This window comes from Salinicola halophilus (genome assembly GCF_003206155.1).
Classification (GTDB): domain Bacteria; phylum Pseudomonadota; class Gammaproteobacteria; order Pseudomonadales; family Halomonadaceae; genus Salinicola; species Salinicola halophilus.
The window spans coordinates 36,939-56,041 of sequence record NZ_PZJV01000003.1; the positions used below are offsets into that span (position 1 = coordinate 36,939).

Genomic DNA, 19,103 nt, shown 5'->3' on the forward strand with positions numbered 1-19,103 from the left:
ACAAGCAGGAGAGGTAGGCATGCGTCTACGCGCGAGTATTCCCCTGACGCTGGCCATGTTGCTGTCGCCGCTGGCTGCCGTCGCCCAGTCGGTGCCGCTGGACCGCATCGTCGCCGTCGTCAACGACGACGCCATCATGCAGAGTCAGCTCGAGGCGCGGGTCGATCAGGCCCGCGGTCAGCTCCAGAGCAACAACATTCAGATGCCGCCGGCGCAGGCGCTGCAGCGCCAGGTGCTCGACCGGCTGATCGTCGAGCAGATCGAACTGCAGATGGCCGAAGATGCCAATCTCACCATCGACGAGACCCAGCTCAATGCCACGCTGCGCGGTGTCGCCGAGAACAACGGCATGAGCCTCGACGAATTCGCCAATACGCTCGAGCAGCAGGGACAGTCGCTGGCTCAGGTGCGCGAGCAGATTCGCCGCGAGCTGGTGATTCGCCAGGTCCAGCAGAATCGGGTCGCCAGCCGCGTCAACGTCTCCGACCGAGAAGTCGACCGCTTCCTCGAGCAGGCCGGGCAGAGCCGCAACGTCTCCTATCATCTGGCGCAGATTCTCATCGCCGTGCCGCAGTCGCCGACGCCGGATCAGGTGAGCCAGGCGCAAGCCGAAGCGCAGGACGTCTATCGTCAGCTGCAGAACGGCGCCGACTTCCAGCAGCTCGCCGCGGCCGAATCCGACGACGCGCAGGCGCTGCAGGGCGGCGATCTGGGCTGGCGTCCGGCGGCGCAGATTCCGTCGATCTTCAGCGACGTGCTGCCCGAGCTCGACGCCGGCGAGGTCAGCGAGCCGATTCGCAGTCCGAGCGGTTTCCACCTGCTCAAGCTGCTGGAGACTCGCGGTGAGGGCAGCGGCCAGGTGAGTCGCGAGCAGGCGAGCCAGGCGATCTTCCAGCGCAAGGTCAACGACGAGCTCGAAGCCTGGATTCAGGAAATCCGCGCCAGCGCCTACATCGACAATCGTCTCGACGACAATTGATCGCCCAGCGTCCGGTTCTCGCCCTCACCACCGGTGAGCCCGCGGGCATCGGCCCGGAGCTGGCGCTCGCCGCTGCACGGGACTGGCAGGGGCTCGAGGCCGACGTCGTCGCCATTGGCGACCCGGCGATGCTCACCGAGCGCGCCGCCTTGCTGGGCTGGCCGGTCGAGATCGAAACCGTCGACCCGGGCGAGCCGCTGCCGCCCCGGCGCGATGGTCACCTGCCGGTGTGGCCGGTCGCGCTGAAGCGTCCGGCCAGCCCTGGCCGGCTCGATCCGGCCAATGCCCGCTACGTGCTCGACACGCTCGATCTCGCGGTCGAGGCGTGCCGCTCGCAGCGAGCGAGCGCAATGGTCACGGCGCCGCTGCACAAGGGCGCGATCATCGACGGCGGATTTGCCGGGTTCACCGGGCATACCGAATATCTGCGTGATGCCTGCGGTGTCGACGAGGTGGTGATGATGCTCGCCACCGCACGCACCGGGCACCCGCTGCGAGTGGCGCTGGCGACCACGCACCTGCCGCTTTCGCGCGTCGCCGAGGCGATCACGGTCGATTCGCTCCTGCGTGTGACGACGATTCTGGCGCGCGAGCTTCGCGAGCGTTTCGGCATCGCTTCGCCGCGACTGCTCGTTTGCGGACTCAATCCGCACGCCGGCGAAGACGGCCATCTCGGCCGCGAGGAGGTCGAGGTGATCGAGCCGGCGCTTGCGCGACTGCGCGCTGCCGGTCTCGACGTCGTCGGCCCGCTGCCGGCGGATACGCTCTTCACGCCGCGTCATCTCGACACCGCCGATGCGGTGCTCGCGATGTATCACGACCAGGGGCTGCCGGTGCTCAAGTACGCCGGCTTCGGACAGGCCGCCAACATCACACTCGGGCTGGGGCTCGTGCGCACTTCCGTCGATCACGGTACTGCACTGGATCTCGCCGGTACCGGTCGCGCCGATGCCGGCAGCCTGCGCGTCGCGCTCGATGTCGCCGTCGACATGACGCGACGCGCTCACTGACAGAATTCGAGGTTTCATGACTACTCGCTCCCCGCTCCCCCGGGCCCGTAAACGTTTCGGTCAGAACTTTCTTCGCGATACCGGCGTCATCTCGCGCATCGTGCGCGCCATCGGCCCGCGTAAGAATGACCGCCTGGTCGAGATCGGGCCGGGGCAAGGGGCGCTCACCGCGCCACTGATCGAGGCGGCGGGGGCGCTCGAGGTGATCGAGCTCGACCGCGACCTGATTCCGGGGCTGCGCGTTCAGTTCTTCGATTATCCCGACTTCGTCATCCACGAGGGGGACGCCCTCAAGTTCGACTTTCAGGCGCTGAAAGAGGAGGACGGTCGACAGCTGCGCGTCGTCGGCAATCTGCCCTACAACATCTCCACGCCGATCATCTTCCATCTGCTCGCCGCTCGCGGCGCGATCGAAGACATGCACTTCATGCTGCAGAAGGAGGTGGTCGACCGACTCGCCGCCGCGCCCGGGGACTCGGCCTGGGGGCGGCTCTCGGTGATGACGCAGTACTACTGTCAGGTGGAGTCGCTGTTCGTCGTGCCGCCGGAGTCGTTCGTGCCGCAGCCCAAGGTGGACTCGGCGATCGTGCGGCTCATGCCCCACGCCGAGCTTCCCGCCGTGGCACACGACGAGTCGCGCTTCGCCGACGTGGTGCGCGAGGCGTTCGGCCAGCGGCGCAAGACGCTGCGCAACAATCTCAAGGGCTTGATCGGTGCCGAGGCGCTCACCGAACTGGGTATCGACCCGGGCCGGCGCCCGCAGACGCTGCGCGTCGACGAGCTGGTCGCGATCAGCAACCACATCGGGGGGACGCCATGAGCGAGCTCACCCAGGCCATCACCGTCGCCGTCGAGCCCGAATATCGCGACGACGAGTCCTCGCCGCAGGAGAACCGCTACGTCTTCAGCTACACCATGACGGTTCACAACGACGCCGAACAGAGCCTGCAGCTGCTGTCGCGCTACTGGAAGATCACCCAGGGCCACGGCAAGGTGCAGGAAGTGCGCGGCAATGGCGTGGTCGGCAAGCAGCCGGTCATCGCCGCCGGGGAGAGTTTTCGCTACACCAGCCGCGCAGTGCTGGAGTGTCCGGTCGGCGTCATGCAGGGCAGCTACACTTGCATCGATCCGGCGACCCAGGAGACCTTCGAGGTCGCCATCGCGCCGTTCCGGCTGGCCGGTCCCAATCAGGTTCACTGAGCCATCCGTCGGTGTCGGGTGGCGTCTTCATTGGCGTCGACAGGACGCGCTTCACGCAATCTTCAGGCAGGGGTAGGGCATGGCCACGTATGCGATAGGCGATCTGCAGGGCTGCCACGCCGAGTTCGAAGCCCTGCTGGCTCGGCTCGACTTTTCACCCTCCCGGGATCGGCTCTGGCTCGCCGGCGATCTGGTCAATCGCGGCCCCGGGTCGCTCGCGTGTCTGCGCCGCTGCGTCGAACTCGACGGTGCGGCGAGCGTGGTGCTGGGGAATCACGACCTGCACCTGCTGGCGGTCGCTCGCGGCCACGGCAAGCTCAAGCGCAAGGATACGCTGGCGGCGATTCTCGACGCCCCGGATCGCGACATGATGCTCGACTGGCTGCGGCGTCAGCCGCTGCTGGTCGCCGACGACGACCGGGGCCAGGTGATGACCCACGCCGGTATCCTGCCGCAGTGGTCGGTCGCGCGAGCGAGCGAGCTCGCCGCCGAGGCCGAGGCGGTGCTGGGAGGGCCCGACGCCGATGACTTCTTCGCCGTGATGTACGGCAATCGGCCGGCGCTGTGGGAAGAGACGTTGACCGGCGAGGATCGCATCCGCGCCATCGTCAACGTTTTCACGCGGATGCGCTTCATCGACGCCGAAGGCACGCTCGACTTCGACGCCAAGGAGGGGCTCGACAGCGCCCCCGAAGGCTTCGCGCCCTGGTTCACCTATCCGCGGGCCGATTCGGCGACGCTGCTGTTCGGCCACTGGGCGGCGCTGGAAGGACGCACCCCCGGCGCGCGCATCGAGGCGCGCGCGCTGGATACGGGCTGTGTCTGGGGCGGTTCGCTCACCGCGCTGGATCTGGACAGCGGCGAGCGTATCGTCGAACCGGCGCAAGCGACGGCCGAGTAGCGTCTCGGCTCGAGCCGTTCTATCCACAGGCGGTTCGCTTCGCCGCGGAGTTTCACTTACCCACAGGCGGTCGTCCGCCGTCCGAGGAGCGTCATTCATGTCCACGCCGTTCGAACATCTCGACCCGACGACGCTGTCGCAGTGGCTGAGCGACGGCCGCGCGCTGACGCTGGTCGACATTCGCGATCCGCTCAGCTTCTCTCAGGGCCATATTCCCGGTAGCCAGCATCTCGACAACTCGAGCGTCGCCGAACTCGTCGAGCAGACCCCCACCGACCAACCGCTGGTGGTGGTCTGCTACCACGGTCACTCGAGCCAGCAGGCCGCGACCTGGCTGGCCGGGCAGGGCTTCAAGACGGTCTACAGCCTCGACGGCGGCTTCGTCGACTGGTCCCATCGTCATCCCGATCACGTGGCGCAGTGACGCCATGAGCAGCGATCCCCATCTCGACGGACTCGATGTCTATCTGGTCGGCGGTGCGGTGCGGGACGCGCGTCTCGGCTGGCCGGTGGGCGATCGCGACTGGGTCGTCGTCGGCGCCACGGCGGAGACGATGCGCGAGCGGGGTTTCCGACCGGTAGGGCGAGATTTTCCGGTCTTTCTGCATCCCGAGACTCACGAGGAGTACGCGCTGGCGCGCACCGAGCGCAAGCAGGGCCACGGCTACACCGGTTTCGAGATTTACGCCAGCCCAGAGGTCACCCTCGAGCAGGATCTGGCGCGACGCGATTTCACCCTCAACGCCATGGCCCAGTCCGCCGACGGCGAACTCGTCGACCCTTACGGCGGGCTCGACGATCTACAAGCGCGGCGGCTGCGTCACGTCTCGCCCGCCTTCGTCGAGGATCCACTGCGTGTACTGCGGGCGGCGCGCTTTCTCGCCCGCTACCGCGGACTGGGCTTCGAGATCGCCTCCGACACCTTCGAGCGCATGCGCGAGCTCTCGGCGAAGGGAGAAATCGCCCATCTGGTTGCCGAACGGGTGTGGGTCGAGACCGAGAAAGCCCTCGGCGAGGGCGACCCCGCGGCCTACTTCGCCACGCTCGACGACTGCGGTGCGCTGGCGGTGCTGATGCCGGAGCTTGCCACGGCCGAACTCGCCGATGCCTGCGCGCGCATGGCCGAGGTGCTCGAGCCCCGTCCCGTCGCGCTCTGGCGCTGGGCGCGGCTGGGTGAACATCTCGCGCCCGATGCCCAGGCCTCGCTCAACGCCCGCCTGAAGGTGCCCAACGACTACCGCGACGCCATGCGCCTCGCCGCCCACTCGCGAACGCTGCGGCTCGAACTGGGTGACTCCCGCGACGCGAGCGCCATCATGGCCTGGCTCGACGCCATCGACGCCTGGCGTCGCCCCGAGCGGCTGGCGCCGCTGATCGCGCTGATCGCCCACGACGACGGCAAGCTCGCCGACGATCTCGCGCTCGCCTCGCGGCTTGCCGCCCAGGTGCTGCCCAAGTCGCTGCTCGACGAGGGTTTCCGCGGTCCGGCGCTGGGGGAAGAGCTCGCCCGGCGTCGCGAAGCGACCATCGCCGAGGCGCTGGGGACGACCTAGTCGTCACGCCAACGAATCCGGCATGAAAAACGCCCGCTGCGNNCGCAGCGGGCGTTTTCGCGTCAAGGGGCGCTGGCGCCCCCTGCGTCTCCGGCGGTCAGACGAACAGGCCGATCAGCAGCGCCATGGCGAGGCCGACGAGACCGATGATCGTCTCCATCACGGTCCAGCTCTTCAGGGTCTGTGCTTCGGTCAGACCGAAGTAGCGGTTGACCAGCCAGAAGCCGGAGTCGTTGACGTGGCTCAATACCGTGGCGCCGGAGGCGATGGAGATCACGATGAGCCCGAGTACCGGGCCTTCGAGGTTGAGGGTCGAGATGACCGGCGCCATCAGGCCGGCGGCGGTGATCATGGCGACCGTGGCCGAGCCCTGAATCACGCGTACGGCGGTGGAGATGATGAACGCCAGCAGGATCGGCGGCAGCGAGCTGTCCGCCATCAGGTTGCCCATCACCTCGCCGACACCGGAGTCGATCAGTACCTGCTTGAACACCCCGCCGGCACCGGTGACCAGAATGATGATGCCCGCCGGCTCCAGCGCCTTGGTCGCCACTTCCATGACTTTCTCTTTCGCCATGCCGCGACGGATGCCCAGGCAGTAGAATGCCAGCACCGTGGCGAGGATCAGCGCCACGAACGGGTGGCCGAGGAAACCGAGGACCGACGTCAGCGTGCTGCCCTCGGGCATCACCACACCGGAGACGGTGTTGAGCACAATCAGCGCCAGCGGCAGCAGCGTGATCGAGACGATCATGGTGAAACTCGGCAGGTTCTCGGGGTTCCGGGACTCCTCCGGCAGCTCCATGTACTCGGGAATCTGCGCATCGATGTGCTTGCCGATCCAGCGGCCGAACAGCGGCCCGGCGATGATCATCGCCGGCAGGCCCGCCATCGCCCCGAAGAGAATGACGTAGCCGAGATCCGCACCCACCAGCTCGGCCACCGCGATCGGCCCCGGCGTCGGCGGGATGAACGAGTGCGTCACCGCCAGACCCGCCAGCAGCGGAATGCCGTAGTGGAGCAGCGAACGACCGGTGCGTCGCGTCAGGGCGTAGATCAGCGGCACCAGGATGATGAAAGCGACGTCGAGGAAGACCGGAATGGCGACCAGAAAACCGGTCAGGCCCATCGCCCACTGCGAGCGGTCCTCGCCGAAGCGCTTGAGCAGCGTATTGGCGAGACGGTCGACCCCGCCGGAGACCTCGAGCATCTTGCCGAACATGGCGCCGAGACCGACCACCGTGGCGACGAAGCCGAGCGTACCGCCCATGCCTTTCTCGACCGTGTCCAGCAGCTCGTCGACGCCCATGCCGGCGGCGAGACCGGCGATGAGGCTGACGATGAGTAGCGACACGAAGGCATGGAGGCGAAGAACGAGTACGAGAACCAGCAGCAGAACGATACTGAGCGCGGCGACCGCGATCAGCCGATAGGTCGGGTCGCTCAGCAAGACCTGGAAGGGAGCGATGAGGCTTTCCATGACGGCGAAAGATCCTGGATTGGAGGCACGGGCGCGCGGCGCGACCCTTAGCCTTTGGTGGCGTTGTGCTTCGCGGTGGAGTTGGCGAAAATGGATGTTACCGGTAACAAGACTAGAACAACAATGCGCCTAAAGACGTAGAGACAGGGCGTGGGTTGCCGGTTACGCATGATCCATCATTCGAGCATCGCCGCGATCCGCTCCGGATTCCGGCACCGACCCTCGCAGCAAGAGTCAGGCGCATGAAAGCACAACACGGACACCGCATCGTCGTCATGGGCGTATCCAGCTGTGGCAAGACGGAGATCGGCAAACAGCTGGCGGAGAAGCTCGACGGTCGCTTCATCGATGGCGATAACTACCATTCGAAAGCGAACGTCGAGAAGATGGCTCGCGGCGAACCGCTCGACGACGACGACCGCGCCGGCTGGCTCCAGCGGCTGAGCGAGCTGATCGGCGACGCCCGAGACAACGGCGAGACGCTGGTCGTGGGCTGTTCCTCGCTCAAGCGGCGCTATCGCGACACCTTGAGAACGGGCGACGACCATCTGGCGTTCGTCTTTCTCGAAGGCACCCGAGAGCTGCTGCTGCAGCGTATCCAGTCCCGCGAGGATCACTTCTTTAAGGGCGAAGCGATGCTCGACAGCCAGCTCGCCACCTTGGAGGCGCCGAAATCCGACGAGGCCGTGACGGTGGACATCGCCGGGACCATCGATGAAGTCGTGGATCAGGCGGCGAAAGGGCTGGAAGCGCGCTACCGGCGTCTGGGCGAGGACGAGGTCTAGTCGCGCGCTCCCTGCGACGAGCGTCGGAGACGCAAGGCCTAGAGACTGCCGTTGGTGCGGATCTCGAAGCCCATGTCCTCGCTCGCCGGGCGTTTCGGCGCCCCGCCCAGCCGGGCCAGCAGCCGCTCGGCGATCGTCTCGCCGATCCGTCGGCGCGGGGTGACCACGGTCGCCAGCATCGGGGTCGTCGCCTCGACGATGTCGAGTCCATTGAAGCCCGCCAGTGACAGCGCCTGTGGCACTTCCAGCCGGCGGCGCTGACACTCGAACAGCGCTCCCGCCGCGAGATCGTCGTTGTTGCAGAAGATGCCGTCGAGCGGCGGCCAGCGGTCGAGCATTGAGGCCAGCATCTCGCCGCCGAGACGATAGGTCGACGGGTGCGATGTGGTCAGGCAGTGCTCGGTCGACAGGCCCGCCTCGCGTAGCGCCGACTCCCAGCCCGCCATGCGCAGCTGGGTGCGGTGATCCATGCGCGCCGCCAGAAAGCCGATGCGTTGCCGGCCGCGTTCGATCAGGGCCCGCGTCATCGCCGCGCCGGCGGCGGTCTGGTCCAGCCCGACGTTGATGTCGATGGGCGTATCAGTGAGCTCCAGCGTCTCCACCACCGGCACGTCGGCGCAGGTGAGCAGATGCCGCGCGTGCTCGGTATGGCGGGTGCCGGGCAGGATCAGCGCATCCACGCCGAAGCGCAGATAGGTATCGATCAGCCGCTCCTCCTCGAGAAACGAATACCCCGTGTGTCCGATCAGTACCTGATAGCCCGCCGGGCCGAGACCCTCCTCGATGCCGCGCTGGATCTCCGAGAACACCGCGTTGGAGAGCGAGGGGATCAGCAGCGCCACGCTATGGCTGCAACCGCTCGCCAGCGCGCCGGCGATATGGTTGGGGATGTAGCCGAGCGCCTTGGCCGCTGACTCGATCCGCGCCCGCAGCGGCGCCGAGACCCGCTGCGGTTCGCGCAGCGCCCGCGACACGGTGATCTTGGTGACGCCGACACGGTCGGCGATGTCCTGCAGGGTGACTCGCCCCGACGAGCGACGCGGCATGGGCTCTCCGTGAAGTTCTTGTGGTCCTGGGCCGGCGCGTTGCGATGTCGAAGCGATCGCGAAAGCGAGTGTTACCGGTAACGCGAGAGCCTATCACGGAGGTTGTAACCCCCGCCGTTGGGCCTTGGTCCAATGGGGCCGGTGTCGCCCCGGCGCGGTGGGCGACGCCGCCGAGCGGTGGCAGCAAGGTGCGCCGACAAAGCCGAATGAAGTGCGCCGACAACGCCCGGCGAGGCGCGCTTAGAAAGAGAGCAGAAAGAGCGTCAGCGGCGGCGAGAGCAGCGACAGCAGAAAACCGCTGACGATGGCGACCGGCACGCAACTGATGCCGCCGTACTGCTGGATGACCGGCAGGGTGAAGTCCATCGACGTCGCGCCGCTGTAGCCCACCGCGAGCGGCACCGCACGGCGAATGAACAGCGGCACCAGCAGAAACGCCACCAGCTCTCGTGCCAGATCGTTGAAGAACGCCGCCCCGCCGAGCACCGGCCCGAGCTGATCGCCGATCAGGATGCCCGACAGCGAATACCAGCCGAAGCCGGCGGCCATCGCCATGCCGTGATTCCAAGGCAGCGACAGCAGCGGCGCGGCGATCAGTCCGGCGATCATCGAGCTTGCGAAGACGCCAACCGCGATGGCGAGTCCCAGCCGGTTGAGCAGGATCTGGCGCAGCCCGAGCCCCGAGTTACGCAGTTGACAGCCGATCAGCGCGAGCAGGACGTAGAGCGCCCAGGTGGCCAGCGTTTCCGCCGCGGCGGCCGGGTGCCAGCCGGCGAGCTGGATGGCGGCGCCGACCAGTACCCCGAGTAGGACCACGCCGGCCAGCAGCAGCGAGCCCTTCATCGCCTGCCACTTGTCGCCGGCAGCCGGGGCGTCGTGCCCCTCGATACGCTCGACCCGCGCGAACCGGTAGCGGCCCAGCCACGCAAGGACGGCGAGGTTGAGCGGCGAGATGATCGCAAACAGCGTCAGCGCCGTGGTGCCGATGCGCGAGAGCTGGCCGAGAAGGTCGTTCATGGCGCCGAGACCGAGTCCCATCAAGAACAGAATGACGTAGACCGAGGCGTTGACGCCGCTGTCGATACCGCGCTTGATGCGCTCGTCGCGTAGCGGAATCAGATAGCCCACGACCAGCGGCAGCAGTATCCACAAAAGCCCCAGCAGCATCACGCCCTCCCTCGGCAGTTCACATGACGAAAAAACGGACGCCGCGTGAAGCGGCGTCCGTTGAAGATCAAGACTTTAGAAGATTCGAATGCGCCGGGGAAGAGGGAAGCGTCCGGTCATCGGCGGGGCCAGATTCGCGCTATCGTCGTTCAGGCGCTCATTCGCCGCTCAGGCTGACCTCGTTCAGCGTGAGCTGACTGGTCTGTTCCCCGTCACGTACGTAGCGGCTACCCAGCAGCAGACTCGGGATCTTGCGATGGAAGGTGAGATAGAGATGGCGATCCCGCTTCTCCGGGTCCCAGGTGTCCACCGTCACTCCCGTAAAATCGCCGGCGGGCGTTCCGACCTCCGCCTTGTCGGTGACGCGGTAGAGAAGCGTCTTCTCGCGGCCCTTGTGGTCCTGATATTTCAGCTCGCAGGGCGAGACCTGGGGGTTGGCGCAGCGTGCCGTCGGCGCCTGCCGGGAGAGCATGAAGATCGCCGTCTGACGGTCCGGCAGCTCGGCGAGATCGTCTTCGTCGAGCCGGTAGTCGCCGCCGATGCCCAGCAGCGAATAGCCGCTGCGGTAGTCGAGCGCCTCGACCGTCTCGTTCTCGACCGCGAAGCGGCTGCGCTCCTCGCCGCTGGCGACCTTGATGCTCGCCTCCATCTCGCTCTGCCAGACCGAGCCCTGGTGCGACAGCGTGTGGGTGATCCCCACGGTCGGCCAGCCGTCGACGTCCAGCGAATAGTGCGCCGTGAAAGGTTGCGGGGCCGATGCCGCCAGCGCGCTCGTGCAGCAGGCGAACAGCAGCAGCGCGACCGCACCACTGCGAGAAAAGGCTCGTTTCATCGAAGACTCCTTGGCAATGGGCGTTGGAACACACAGCCTAGCGCCGGGTTCCTTTCGCCTCGACCTCGTTGCCGGTGAGTGAGTGAACGTGTTGCGGCGCCCGCGGCCGAGATCGCGCGCTTTTTGCGTCGTCCGGACGGCAGCGCAGGCCTGTCAGCGTGGGGGTGGCCAGACGAAAAAAGGGGCCCGAAGGCCCCTTGGAGAGTCGCTACCCTTCGAACGGCGCGGTCAGTCCTGATCCGGCAGCGCGTAGGCGACCACGTAGTCGCCGCGATCCGGCGACTGCCGCGCTCCGCCCGCCGAGATGATCACGTACTGCTTGCCGGTCTCCGGCGAGACATAGGAGATCGGCGTGCCCTGGCTGCCCACGGGCAGACGCGCTTTCCAGAGCTGCTCGCCCGTGGCGGAGTCGAAGGCGCGCAGCCAGTAGTCCTGCGTCGCGGCGAAGAAGGTCAGCCCACCCTGCGTGGTCATCGAACCACCGATGGTCGGCATGCCGATGGGGATCGGCAGGTGCATCTTCTGGCCGAACAGCTGGGTGTCCTGCACCGTGCCTAGCGGCACTTCCCAGTTCACGCTGCGCGTTTTCATGTCGATCGACGTCAGCGAACCGAACGGCGGCTCCTGGCAGGGAATGCCCAGCGGCGACAGGAAGCGATCCTTGATGACCGAATAGGGCGTGCCCTTGAGCGGTACCGCACCCATGCCGGCGTTCACCGACTCGTCGCCGTCCGACGCCTCGGCGCCCTCGTCCTGGGGTTCCATGTGGACGTACAGGCCGAGGCGCATGTCATTGACATACAGCGTGTCGGCGGTGGGATCAAAAGAGACGCCGCCCCAGTTCATGCCGCCCAGCGAGCCGGGGAAAGAGAGCGAGTAGTCGGTATCCGGCGCGGTATAGAGCCCTTCGTAGCGATAGCCCTTGAAGATGTAGCGGCACATCAGTTGATCGAAGGGCGTCGCGCCCCACATGTCGGCTTCGGTCAGCGTCTGCGCACCGATCTGCGGCATGCCCACGGAGAGCGGCTGCTTGAGCGCATAGTTCTCGTTGGGGATGCTGGCCGGCTTGACGTCCTTCTCGACGACCTCGGTCAGCGGCTCGCCGGTGAGTCGGTCGAGCACGAAGATCTGTCCGGCCTTGGTGCCGAAGGTCAGTGCCGGCGTCGTGCTGCCGTCTTCCTCGGGAAAGTCGATCAGCGTCGGCTGCATCGGTACGTCGAAATCCCACAGATCGTGGTGCACGGTCTGGTAGCGCCACTTTTCGTCACCCGTGGTCGCGTCGAGCGCCAGCATGGTGGCGCCGTATTCCTCGTCTTCGGGCGAGCGCTTCGCGCCCCATAGATCGACCGCGGCGCTGCCGACCGGCATGAACACCGTGTTCGACCAGGCATCGAAGGTCATCGGCGCCCACACGTTGGGGGTCGAGCGCGCATAGATCTCGTCCCCGCTCGGCGCCTCGCGCTGCGCCGGGTTGCCCGGATCGAAGGCCCACTTCATCTCGCCGGTCATCACGTCGAAGCCGCGCATCACGCCGCCGGGCATGTCGAGGGCGACGTTGTCGGCGACACGGCCGCCCACCACGACCGTGGTACCGGCCACCAGCGGCGTTGAGGTCATCGAATACAGCGGCGATTCGGCGTTACCCAGATGTTGCTTGAGATCGATGGTGCCCTCGTCGCCGAAGCCGGCGCAGAGTTCGCCGGTGTCGGTATTCAGGGCGACCAGCTGGGCGTCGATGGTATTCATGAAGATGCGTCGCGGACACGCCATGTCGGTCGAGGTGTCGACCGGCGTCACCGGGGTGGAATCCGGCGCCTGCGGCTGCGTGAGCGGCTGGTCGGCGTCGAAATAGGCCAGGCCACGGCAGCGCACCCACGTCTTGGTATCGGTGGGGAACTCGTGCCGCCACTGCTCTTCACCGCTGGTCGCATCGACGGAGATGACGGTGTTGGACGCGGTGCAAAGATAGACGGAATTGCCCACCTGCAGCGGCGTGTTCTGATCTTCCAGGCTGCTGCCGCCCGAGCTGATCGGCGTCTCGCCGGTGCGGAAGGTCCAGGCGACCTCCAACTCGTCGACGTTGTCGCGGTTGATCTGGTCGAGGGCCGCGAAGCGATTCTGATCGCCGCCGCTGCCGTAGTGATCCCAGTTCTGCTGGCGCGTGGCGTCGGTGACCGCCGTCTTGCCGGTATCGGCAACCGCGTTATGAATGCCGTGCGGCTGGAACATGCCCCAGGTCATGCCGGCGATAGCGAGTAGCGCAACGCCCGCAGCCCCCAGGCTCAGCCCCTTGCGGCTCTGATAGCCCGCGCGCTTGAGCAGCAGCGGCTGAAGCAGCAGCAGTACGAACAGAATGCAGAGGAAGGCAAAAAGGCGCGCGTGAAGCGCCCAGAAATCGAGCCCGGCTTCCCAGAACGCCCAGATGACCGTGGCGATGAAAGCGATCAGGTAAATAGCCAGCGCCATGACGCCACCGCGGACGATCTCCACGCCGGTGGCCAGCAGGGCCAGGCCCATGAGCAGGTAGTACCAGCTACCGCCACGACCGATCAGCATACCCCCGCCGACCGCGAGCCCCAGACCGAGCAGCGCGATGACTGCGCCAATCAGTATCAGCAATAGGCGGGCAGGGGTGGAGACACCCCTCTCTTTTCTTTTCATCTCTGGAATCCCTTGATGTGAGCGGGCGGGATTCTAGCGGAAAAGACGCGACGCCAGCGACCGCGGCCACATTCGTTTTCTGAGCTGCCTGTGCGGCAGCGAACTGCTCGGTTTGCGTGTAGAACGCATCGTGGTATTTCTGAGCTGCCTGTGCGGCAGCGAACAACGGGTAAGAGAACCTGCATCGCTGCCTCCATTTCTGAGCTGCCTGTGCGGCAGCGAACTATCACTAACTATGTTGGGACGAGTCTGGATATTTCTGAGCTGCCTGTGCGGCAGCGAACATGCCTGGCGGGCCGAGTTCGGCTGCGACTGGTTTCTGAGCTGCCTGTGCGGCAGCGAACGGGATTCAGTGCGCCTGACGCTGCATTGACATTTTCTGAGCTGCCTGTGCGGCAGCGAACGCGTCAGCAGCATTACACGTCTGATACGATTGTTTCTGAGCTGCCTGTGCGGCAGCGAACTGGAGTAGTCCCATGCGTCACCCCATCCTGTATTTCTGAGCTGCCTGTGCGGCAGCGAACGTGAGCGTAGCGAATAGAGCCCGCCCCCTAAGTTTCTGAGCTGCCTGTGCGGCAGCGAACTGCCGCGCCCGGCGCGGCGGACATGCTTTGATTTTCTGAGCTGCCTGTGCGGCAGCGAACCTCGAGCGTTCCTACCGCAACGCCAGCGATGCTTTCTGAGCTGCCTGTGCGGCAGCGAACCTCCCCACGACTCACGGCCCGCCATCTCTATTTTTCTGAGCTGCCTGTGCGGCAGCGAACTCCGTGCTTGTTTCTCCCTTCTTCAGCTTTAATTTCTGAGCTGCCTGTGCGGCAGCGAACAGTTTCAGGCATGGATCGACTGGCGCCAAGAGTTTCTGAGCTGCCTGTGCGGCAGCGAACATAATGTAATTGAGGTTAATATTGATGATAATTTTCTGAGCTGCCTGTGCGGCAGCGAACTCATCTCAAGCACTACGCCTCTTTGTCCTATGTTTCTGAGCTGCCTGTGCGGCAGCGAACGAAGACCAGGCGCCTTCTGCGAAATTGGCGAATTTCTGAGCTGCCTGTGCGGCAGCGAACACACCAGCCTCGACAGCCGCGTCGAGTCCGCCTTTCTGAGCTGCCTGTGCGGCAGCGAACTAGACCTGTCTGAGTGTAAGTCTTTGATCGGTGATGGAAAGGCCGGCGTTTTGGTCCGCTGACCCTTTTTCTCGTCGCTTTTATAACTCATTGATTTTGTTGGTGACGGCAAGTGCCGCTAAAAAAAGGGTTGAGGACGTCCGGTCATCGCCTCAATAGCCGGCATCGGGATCGATGGTCTCGACCGCTTCGCCTTTCGACATCGCGTTCAACGCATCGGCGACCTGATCCGCCGCGGCGCCAAGCGGTGTCGGGCCGGCCATGTGCGGGGTGACGAGGATGCGCGGGTGCGACCAGAGCGGGCTGTCGGCGGCGAGCGGCTCCGCCGGAAATGCGTCGAGCAGGGCACCACGAAGTTGACCTTCCTCCGTTCCCTTGCCCAGCGCCTCGAGCAGCGCGGCCTCGTCGATCAGCGTGCCGCGCCCGGGGTTGATCAGGCTGGCGCCGGGCGGAAGTTTGGCCAGCGTGTCGCGGTTGACGATCTGCCGCGTCGCCGGGGTATCCGGCAGCAGGGTGACCAGCGTTCGAACCTGGCCGAGCAGGCCGTCGAGCCCGTCGTCGCCGTCATGGCAGGTGATGCCCTCGATGCGCTTGGGCGTGCGGCTCCAGCCGTGGACCGGAAAGCCGTCCGCGGTGAGCGCCTTGGCGACGTGGCTGCCGATGGCGCCGAGCCCCAGCACGCCGATACCCCAGTCGCGCTTGTCGACGACGTCGAACTCGCGCCACTCGTGGCTCGCCTGCTGACGACGGTAGCGGTCGAAGTCGCGCTGGAAGTGAAAGACGCCGTAGCGCACGTAGTCCGCGATCAGCTCGCCCATGCCGGCATCGCGCAGTTTGACGATGGGAATATCGCGGGGCAGAGCGGGGTTCTGGAGCAGCGCATCGACGCCGGCGCCGAGGTTGACGATGCCCTTGAGCGTCGTCTGCTCCTCGAGCAGCGAGACGGGCGGTTTCCACGCCACCAGAAAGTCGGCCGGCGGGTTGCCGCTGTCGCCCGCGATATCGAAGGTGGCCTCGGGGAGTCGCGAGCGCAGAACGTCGCGCCATTGGTCGGCGTCTCGGTGATAGATCAGAACGCGCATATCGGCTCCGTCGTCGATGGAAGAGGGGTCGCGAGCGCCTCGCGACGGCGTCTAACAGCCTAACCGATCCCGGCGTCGCGATCGTCGTCGCGTCGTTGGCGGCCCGCCTGCGACGCGGCTCGCCGGGGCAATAAAGCTTTTGACGGCGCCACGCGCGGCGATGCTACTATCGATGACGATGCAACGGTCGACAATCGCCGCGGTGCCCCGCATCCGCGGCGATTTCACGCCCCGGCCGGCAAGTGGCAGGACAGGCACGGCTCGATCCCCTCGACGGCCTGCATCCTTACAATTCGGTTTCGTTAGTCGAGTCGCCTCATGTTCCAGGTTTCCCTGCCTTTTACCCGTGAAGAGTACGCCAGCCGCCTGCACAAGGTGCGCGTGTCGATGGCCAGCCGCGGGCTCGACGTCCTCATCGTCAGCGACCCTTCCAACATGGCCTGGCTCACCGGCTACGACGGCTGGTCGTTCTACGTTCATCAGTGCGTGCTGGTGGGGCTCGAAGGGGAGCCCGTCTGGTACGGTCGCCGCCAGGATGCCAACGGCGCCTGGCGTACCTGCTGGATGGACGAGCAGCGCGTGCGCTACTACCCGGACTACTACGTCCAGAATCCCGAGATGCACCCGATGGAGTATCTCGCGCAGTCGGTGCTGCCGGAGTACGGCTGGCACAACGGCAGTGTCGGGCTCGAGATGGACAACTACTACTTCTCGGCCAAGGCGTACGTGAGTCTGGTCAAGGAGCTGCCGCATGCGCGTCTCGAGGACGCCACGGCGCTGGTCAACTGGTGCCGCGCGATCAAGTCGCCGCAGGAGATCGCCTACATGCGCACCGCGGCGCGCATCGTCGAAGGCATGCACACCCGCATCATCGAGATGATCGAGCCGGGGCTCGCCAAGAGCAAACTGGTCTCCGAGATCTACCGCGTGGGCACCGAGGGCTGGACCGACCCGAACGGCGTCGTCTACGGCGGGGACTATCCGGCCATCGTACCGCTGCTGCCCACCGGCAGCGACGCGGCTGCCCCGCACCTGACCTGGGACGACACGCCGTTTCGCAAGGGCGAGGGAACCTTCTTCGAGATCGCCGGCTGCTACAAGCGCTACCACGCGCCGCTGTCGCGCACGGTCTTTCTGGGGACGCCGCCGAAGGAGTTCCTGCGCGGCGAATCGGCCTTGCTCGAGGGGATCGAGAACGGTCTCGCCGTGGCCAAGCCCGGCAATCGCTGCGCCGACATCGCGCTGGCGCTGGGCGCGGCGATGGACAAGTACGGCTTCGACCGCGGCGGTGCCCGCTGCGGCTATCCCATCGGCATCAGCTATCCGCCGGACTGGGGGGAGCGCACCATGAGCCTGCGTCCCTCCGACGAGACGATTCTCGAGCCCGGCATGACCTTTCACTTCATGCCCGGCATGTGGATGGACGACTGGGGTCTCGAAATCACCGAGAGCATTCTAATCACCGAAAACGGCGCCGAACCGCTCTGCGAGTTTCCCCGCCAGCTCTTCGTGAAGTGAGATCGCATCGCGCCTCAACAAGTGAGATCGCACCGCGTCTCAACAAGTGAGATCGCATCGCGCTTCGCCACACACCATCAATGTTGCGCGTCGGGTCGGGCGGCCCGATGACCGCCCGTTCGAATTCAGGAGAGTGACCATGTCCACGCGCCCCAGCCCCATCAGCGCCACCGTCGACTTCGACGCCGAAGGCGTCCAGCACGGCTTTCTGAAACTCCCCATTTCCGTGGACGAGTCCGCCTGGGGCGCGGTGATGATCCCCATCACCGTGGTCGCCAATGGCGAGGGGCCGACGGCGCTGTTGACCGGCGGCAACCACGGCGACGAGTACGAGGGCATCACGGCGCTGATGAAGCTCGCAAGCTCGCTGAAGGCGGAAGACGTGCGTGGTCGGGTGATCATCGTACCGATGATGAACGTACCGGCGGCGGAGGCGGGCAGGCGCACCTCGCCGCTGGACGGCGGCAATCTCAACCGCAGCTTTCCCGGCGACCCCAACGGCGGTGTGACCAGTCAGATCGCCGACTACTTCAACCGCGTGCTGGTGCCGATGTGCGACGTGGCGCTGGATCTGCACTCCGGCGGACGCACGCTGGACATCGTGCCGTTCGCCGCCGCGCACCGGCTCGACGATCTGGCCCAGGAAGACGCCAGCCTCGCCGGCGCCATCGCCTTCGGCGCGCCCTACGCGATGATGATGTTCGAGCTCGACGCTACCCGGCTCTACGACACCGCCGTCGAGTCCCAGGGCAAGATCTTCGTCACCACCGAACTCGGCGGCGGCGGCACCTCCACGCCGCAGAGCCTGGCTGTCACCGAGCGCGGCGTGCACCGTTTTCTCGTCCACTACGGGCTGCTGGCCGGCAAGCCCAGCGAGAGCGACGAGGCGGCGCCCGCCGAAGCGATGACCTATCTCGATATGCCGGATGCGAGCTGCTACGTGCAGAGCGAGCACGCCGGGCTGCTGGAATTGACCGTGGCGCTGGGCGACACGGTCACCCACGGCGACGTCATCGCGCGGGTCTTTGATATGACCCGCACCGGGGCCGAGCCGGTCGTCTATCGCGTTGAGCGGGACGGGGTGCTGATCGCTCGGCGGTTCCCGGCGAAAGTCGGCATGGGCGACACCATCGCGGTGATCGCCGAAGTGGTCGACTCGCTGGCGCGCGCCTCGGGCCAGGGCGGCGAAACGGACGCGGCCACCTTGCCACGCGCCGAATGAAGCTCGACCGCTACGATCTCAAGATCCTTGAGATTCTGAGTCGCGACGGGCGGATCACCAAGTCGCGGCTGGCGGAGGCGATCAATCTTTCCGTCAGCCCCTGCTGGGAGCGGGTGAAGCGGCTCGAGAAGGCCGGGGTGATCGAGGGCTACAGCGCGCGGCTCAACCCCGACGCCATCGTCAAGCGCACGCCCGTGTGGGTACAGGTCGAACTCAAGCAGCACAGCGCCGAGAGTCTCGCTCGGTTCGAACGGCTGGCGCTCGACACCGACGCCGTGGCGGAGTGCTATGCCATCGGCGGCGGCATGGACTATCTCGTGCGCATCGACGCCGACAGCATCGACGCCTATCAGCGCCTCATCGACGCCTGGCTGGTCTCGGATCTGGGGATCGAGCGCTACTTCACCTATATCGTCACCAAGACGGTGAAGCGGGAGGGGCCGCCAGCGCTGGCGCTCGACGAGTAGGGAAGCGTGGCGGGCAAGACCACAACGACCCGGCCATGTGGCCGGGTCGTTGCGTTCGGGTCATCGACATCGCGAG

The 19,103-nt window shown here is 66.1% G+C and carries 17 protein-coding genes and 1 CRISPR repeat array; of the genes, 11 read left to right on the top strand and 6 right to left on the bottom strand.

The features are described from left to right. The first annotated feature begins 19 nt into the window (after nt 1-19). The 7 genes from DOM33_RS10420 (at nt 20) to DOM33_RS10450 (ending at nt 5,643) form a co-directional block, all read left to right on the top strand. Nucleotides 20-979, top strand: coding sequence for a peptidylprolyl isomerase (locus DOM33_RS10420; protein ID WP_110668736.1), 960 nt, complete (start codon nt 20-22; stop codon nt 977-979). Next, complete coding sequence (gene pdxA, locus DOM33_RS10425; RefSeq protein WP_110669005.1) at nt 979-1,989, top strand: 4-hydroxythreonine-4-phosphate dehydrogenase PdxA; 1,011 nt, start codon at nt 979-981, stop codon at nt 1,987-1,989. Before DOM33_RS10420 ends, pdxA begins: the two co-directional genes overlap by 1 nt. A 16-nt stretch (nt 1,990-2,005) precedes the next feature. Further along, on the top strand, nt 2,006-2,809 hold the full coding sequence (rsmA, locus tag DOM33_RS10430; RefSeq protein WP_110668738.1) for a 16S rRNA (adenine(1518)-N(6)/adenine(1519)-N(6))-dimethyltransferase RsmA: 804 nt from the start codon (nt 2,006-2,008) through the stop codon (nt 2,807-2,809). Then, nucleotides 2,806-3,189 (top strand): Co2+/Mg2+ efflux protein ApaG, encoded by a 384-nt coding sequence (apaG, locus tag DOM33_RS10435; protein WP_110668740.1) that lies wholly within the window; start codon nt 2,806-2,808, stop codon nt 3,187-3,189. The genes rsmA and apaG overlap by 4 nt, the downstream gene beginning before the upstream one ends. 79 nt (nt 3,190-3,268) lie before the next feature. Continuing rightward, on the top strand, nt 3,269-4,090 hold the full coding sequence (locus DOM33_RS10440; protein ID WP_110668742.1) for a symmetrical bis(5'-nucleosyl)-tetraphosphatase: 822 nt from the start codon (nt 3,269-3,271) through the stop codon (nt 4,088-4,090). Nucleotides 4,091-4,187: 97 nt separating this feature from the next. Next, nucleotides 4,188-4,514, top strand: a complete 327-nt coding sequence (gene glpE, locus DOM33_RS10445) for a thiosulfate sulfurtransferase GlpE (RefSeq protein ID WP_110668744.1) — start codon at nt 4,188-4,190, stop codon at nt 4,512-4,514. Nucleotides 4,515-4,518: 4 nt separating this feature from the next. Next, a complete protein-coding gene (locus DOM33_RS10450) occupies nt 4,519-5,643 on the top strand; it encodes a tRNA nucleotidyltransferase/poly(A) polymerase-related protein (RefSeq protein WP_110668746.1) in 1,125 nt (374 codons plus the stop codon). 97 nt (nt 5,644-5,740) lie between these two features. On the opposite strand, the gene DOM33_RS10455 is transcribed toward DOM33_RS10450, so the two are convergent. Further along, on the bottom strand, nt 5,741-7,123 hold the full coding sequence (locus DOM33_RS10455; RefSeq protein WP_110668748.1) for a GntT/GntP/DsdX family permease: 1,383 nt from the start codon (nt 7,121-7,123) through the stop codon (nt 5,741-5,743). A gap of 242 nt (nt 7,124-7,365) precedes the next feature. Here DOM33_RS10455 and DOM33_RS10460 point away from each other — a divergent pair, with 242 nt between their 5' ends. Continuing rightward, nucleotides 7,366-7,908 carry a gluconokinase gene (locus DOM33_RS10460; protein WP_239495334.1) on the top strand — a complete coding sequence of 181 codons (543 nt, stop codon included), beginning with the start codon at nt 7,366-7,368 and terminating at the stop codon, nt 7,906-7,908. 38 nt (nt 7,909-7,946) lie between these two features. Here the strand turns inward: DOM33_RS10460 and DOM33_RS10465 are convergent, their stop codons facing one another. From DOM33_RS10465 to DOM33_RS10485, 5 genes are all read right to left on the bottom strand, one after another. After that, nucleotides 7,947-8,954 carry a LacI family DNA-binding transcriptional regulator gene (locus DOM33_RS10465; RefSeq protein ID WP_110668750.1) on the bottom strand — a complete coding sequence of 336 codons (1,008 nt, stop codon included), beginning with the start codon at nt 8,952-8,954 and terminating at the stop codon, nt 7,947-7,949. A gap of 240 nt (nt 8,955-9,194) precedes the next feature. Further along, the gene (locus DOM33_RS10470; RefSeq protein ID WP_110668752.1) at nt 9,195-10,121 is read right to left on the bottom strand and encodes a LysO family transporter; all 927 of its coding nucleotides are present in this window, start codon (nt 10,119-10,121) and stop codon (nt 9,195-9,197) included. Nucleotides 10,122-10,278: 157 nt separating this feature from the next. Beyond that, nucleotides 10,279-10,953, bottom strand: a complete 675-nt coding sequence (locus DOM33_RS10475) for a hypothetical protein (protein WP_110668754.1) — start codon at nt 10,951-10,953, stop codon at nt 10,279-10,281. A gap of 228 nt (nt 10,954-11,181) precedes the next feature. Further along, on the bottom strand, nt 11,182-13,614 hold the full coding sequence (locus tag DOM33_RS10480; RefSeq protein ID WP_110668756.1) for a membrane-bound PQQ-dependent dehydrogenase, glucose/quinate/shikimate family: 2,433 nt from the start codon (nt 13,612-13,614) through the stop codon (nt 11,182-11,184). A gap of 76 nt (nt 13,615-13,690) precedes the next feature. Further along, nucleotides 13,691-14,738: direct repeats of the CRISPR family, unit length 28 nt; unit sequence TTTCTGAGCTGCCTGTGCGGCAGCGAAC. A 152-nt stretch (nt 14,739-14,890) separates the two neighbouring features. Next, nucleotides 14,891-15,820, bottom strand: coding sequence for a 2-hydroxyacid dehydrogenase (locus DOM33_RS10485; RefSeq protein ID WP_110668758.1), 930 nt, complete (start codon nt 15,818-15,820; stop codon nt 14,891-14,893). Nucleotides 15,821-16,138: 318 nt separating this feature from the next. On the opposite strand from DOM33_RS10485, the gene doeA reads away from it, so the two are divergent. From doeA to DOM33_RS10500, 3 genes are all read left to right on the top strand, one after another. Further along, nucleotides 16,139-17,338, top strand: coding sequence for an ectoine hydrolase DoeA (gene doeA, locus DOM33_RS10490; protein ID WP_110668760.1), 1,200 nt, complete (start codon nt 16,139-16,141; stop codon nt 17,336-17,338). 139 nt (nt 17,339-17,477) lie between these two features. Then, on the top strand, nt 17,478-18,560 hold the full coding sequence (gene doeB, locus DOM33_RS10495) for a N(2)-acetyl-L-2,4-diaminobutanoate deacetylase DoeB (RefSeq protein ID WP_204352665.1): 1,083 nt from the start codon (nt 17,478-17,480) through the stop codon (nt 18,558-18,560). Continuing rightward, nucleotides 18,557-19,027, top strand: coding sequence for an Lrp/AsnC family transcriptional regulator (locus tag DOM33_RS10500; RefSeq protein WP_110668764.1), 471 nt, complete (start codon nt 18,557-18,559; stop codon nt 19,025-19,027). The genes doeB and DOM33_RS10500 overlap by 4 nt, the downstream gene beginning before the upstream one ends. Nucleotides 19,028-19,103 lie beyond the last annotated feature (76 nt).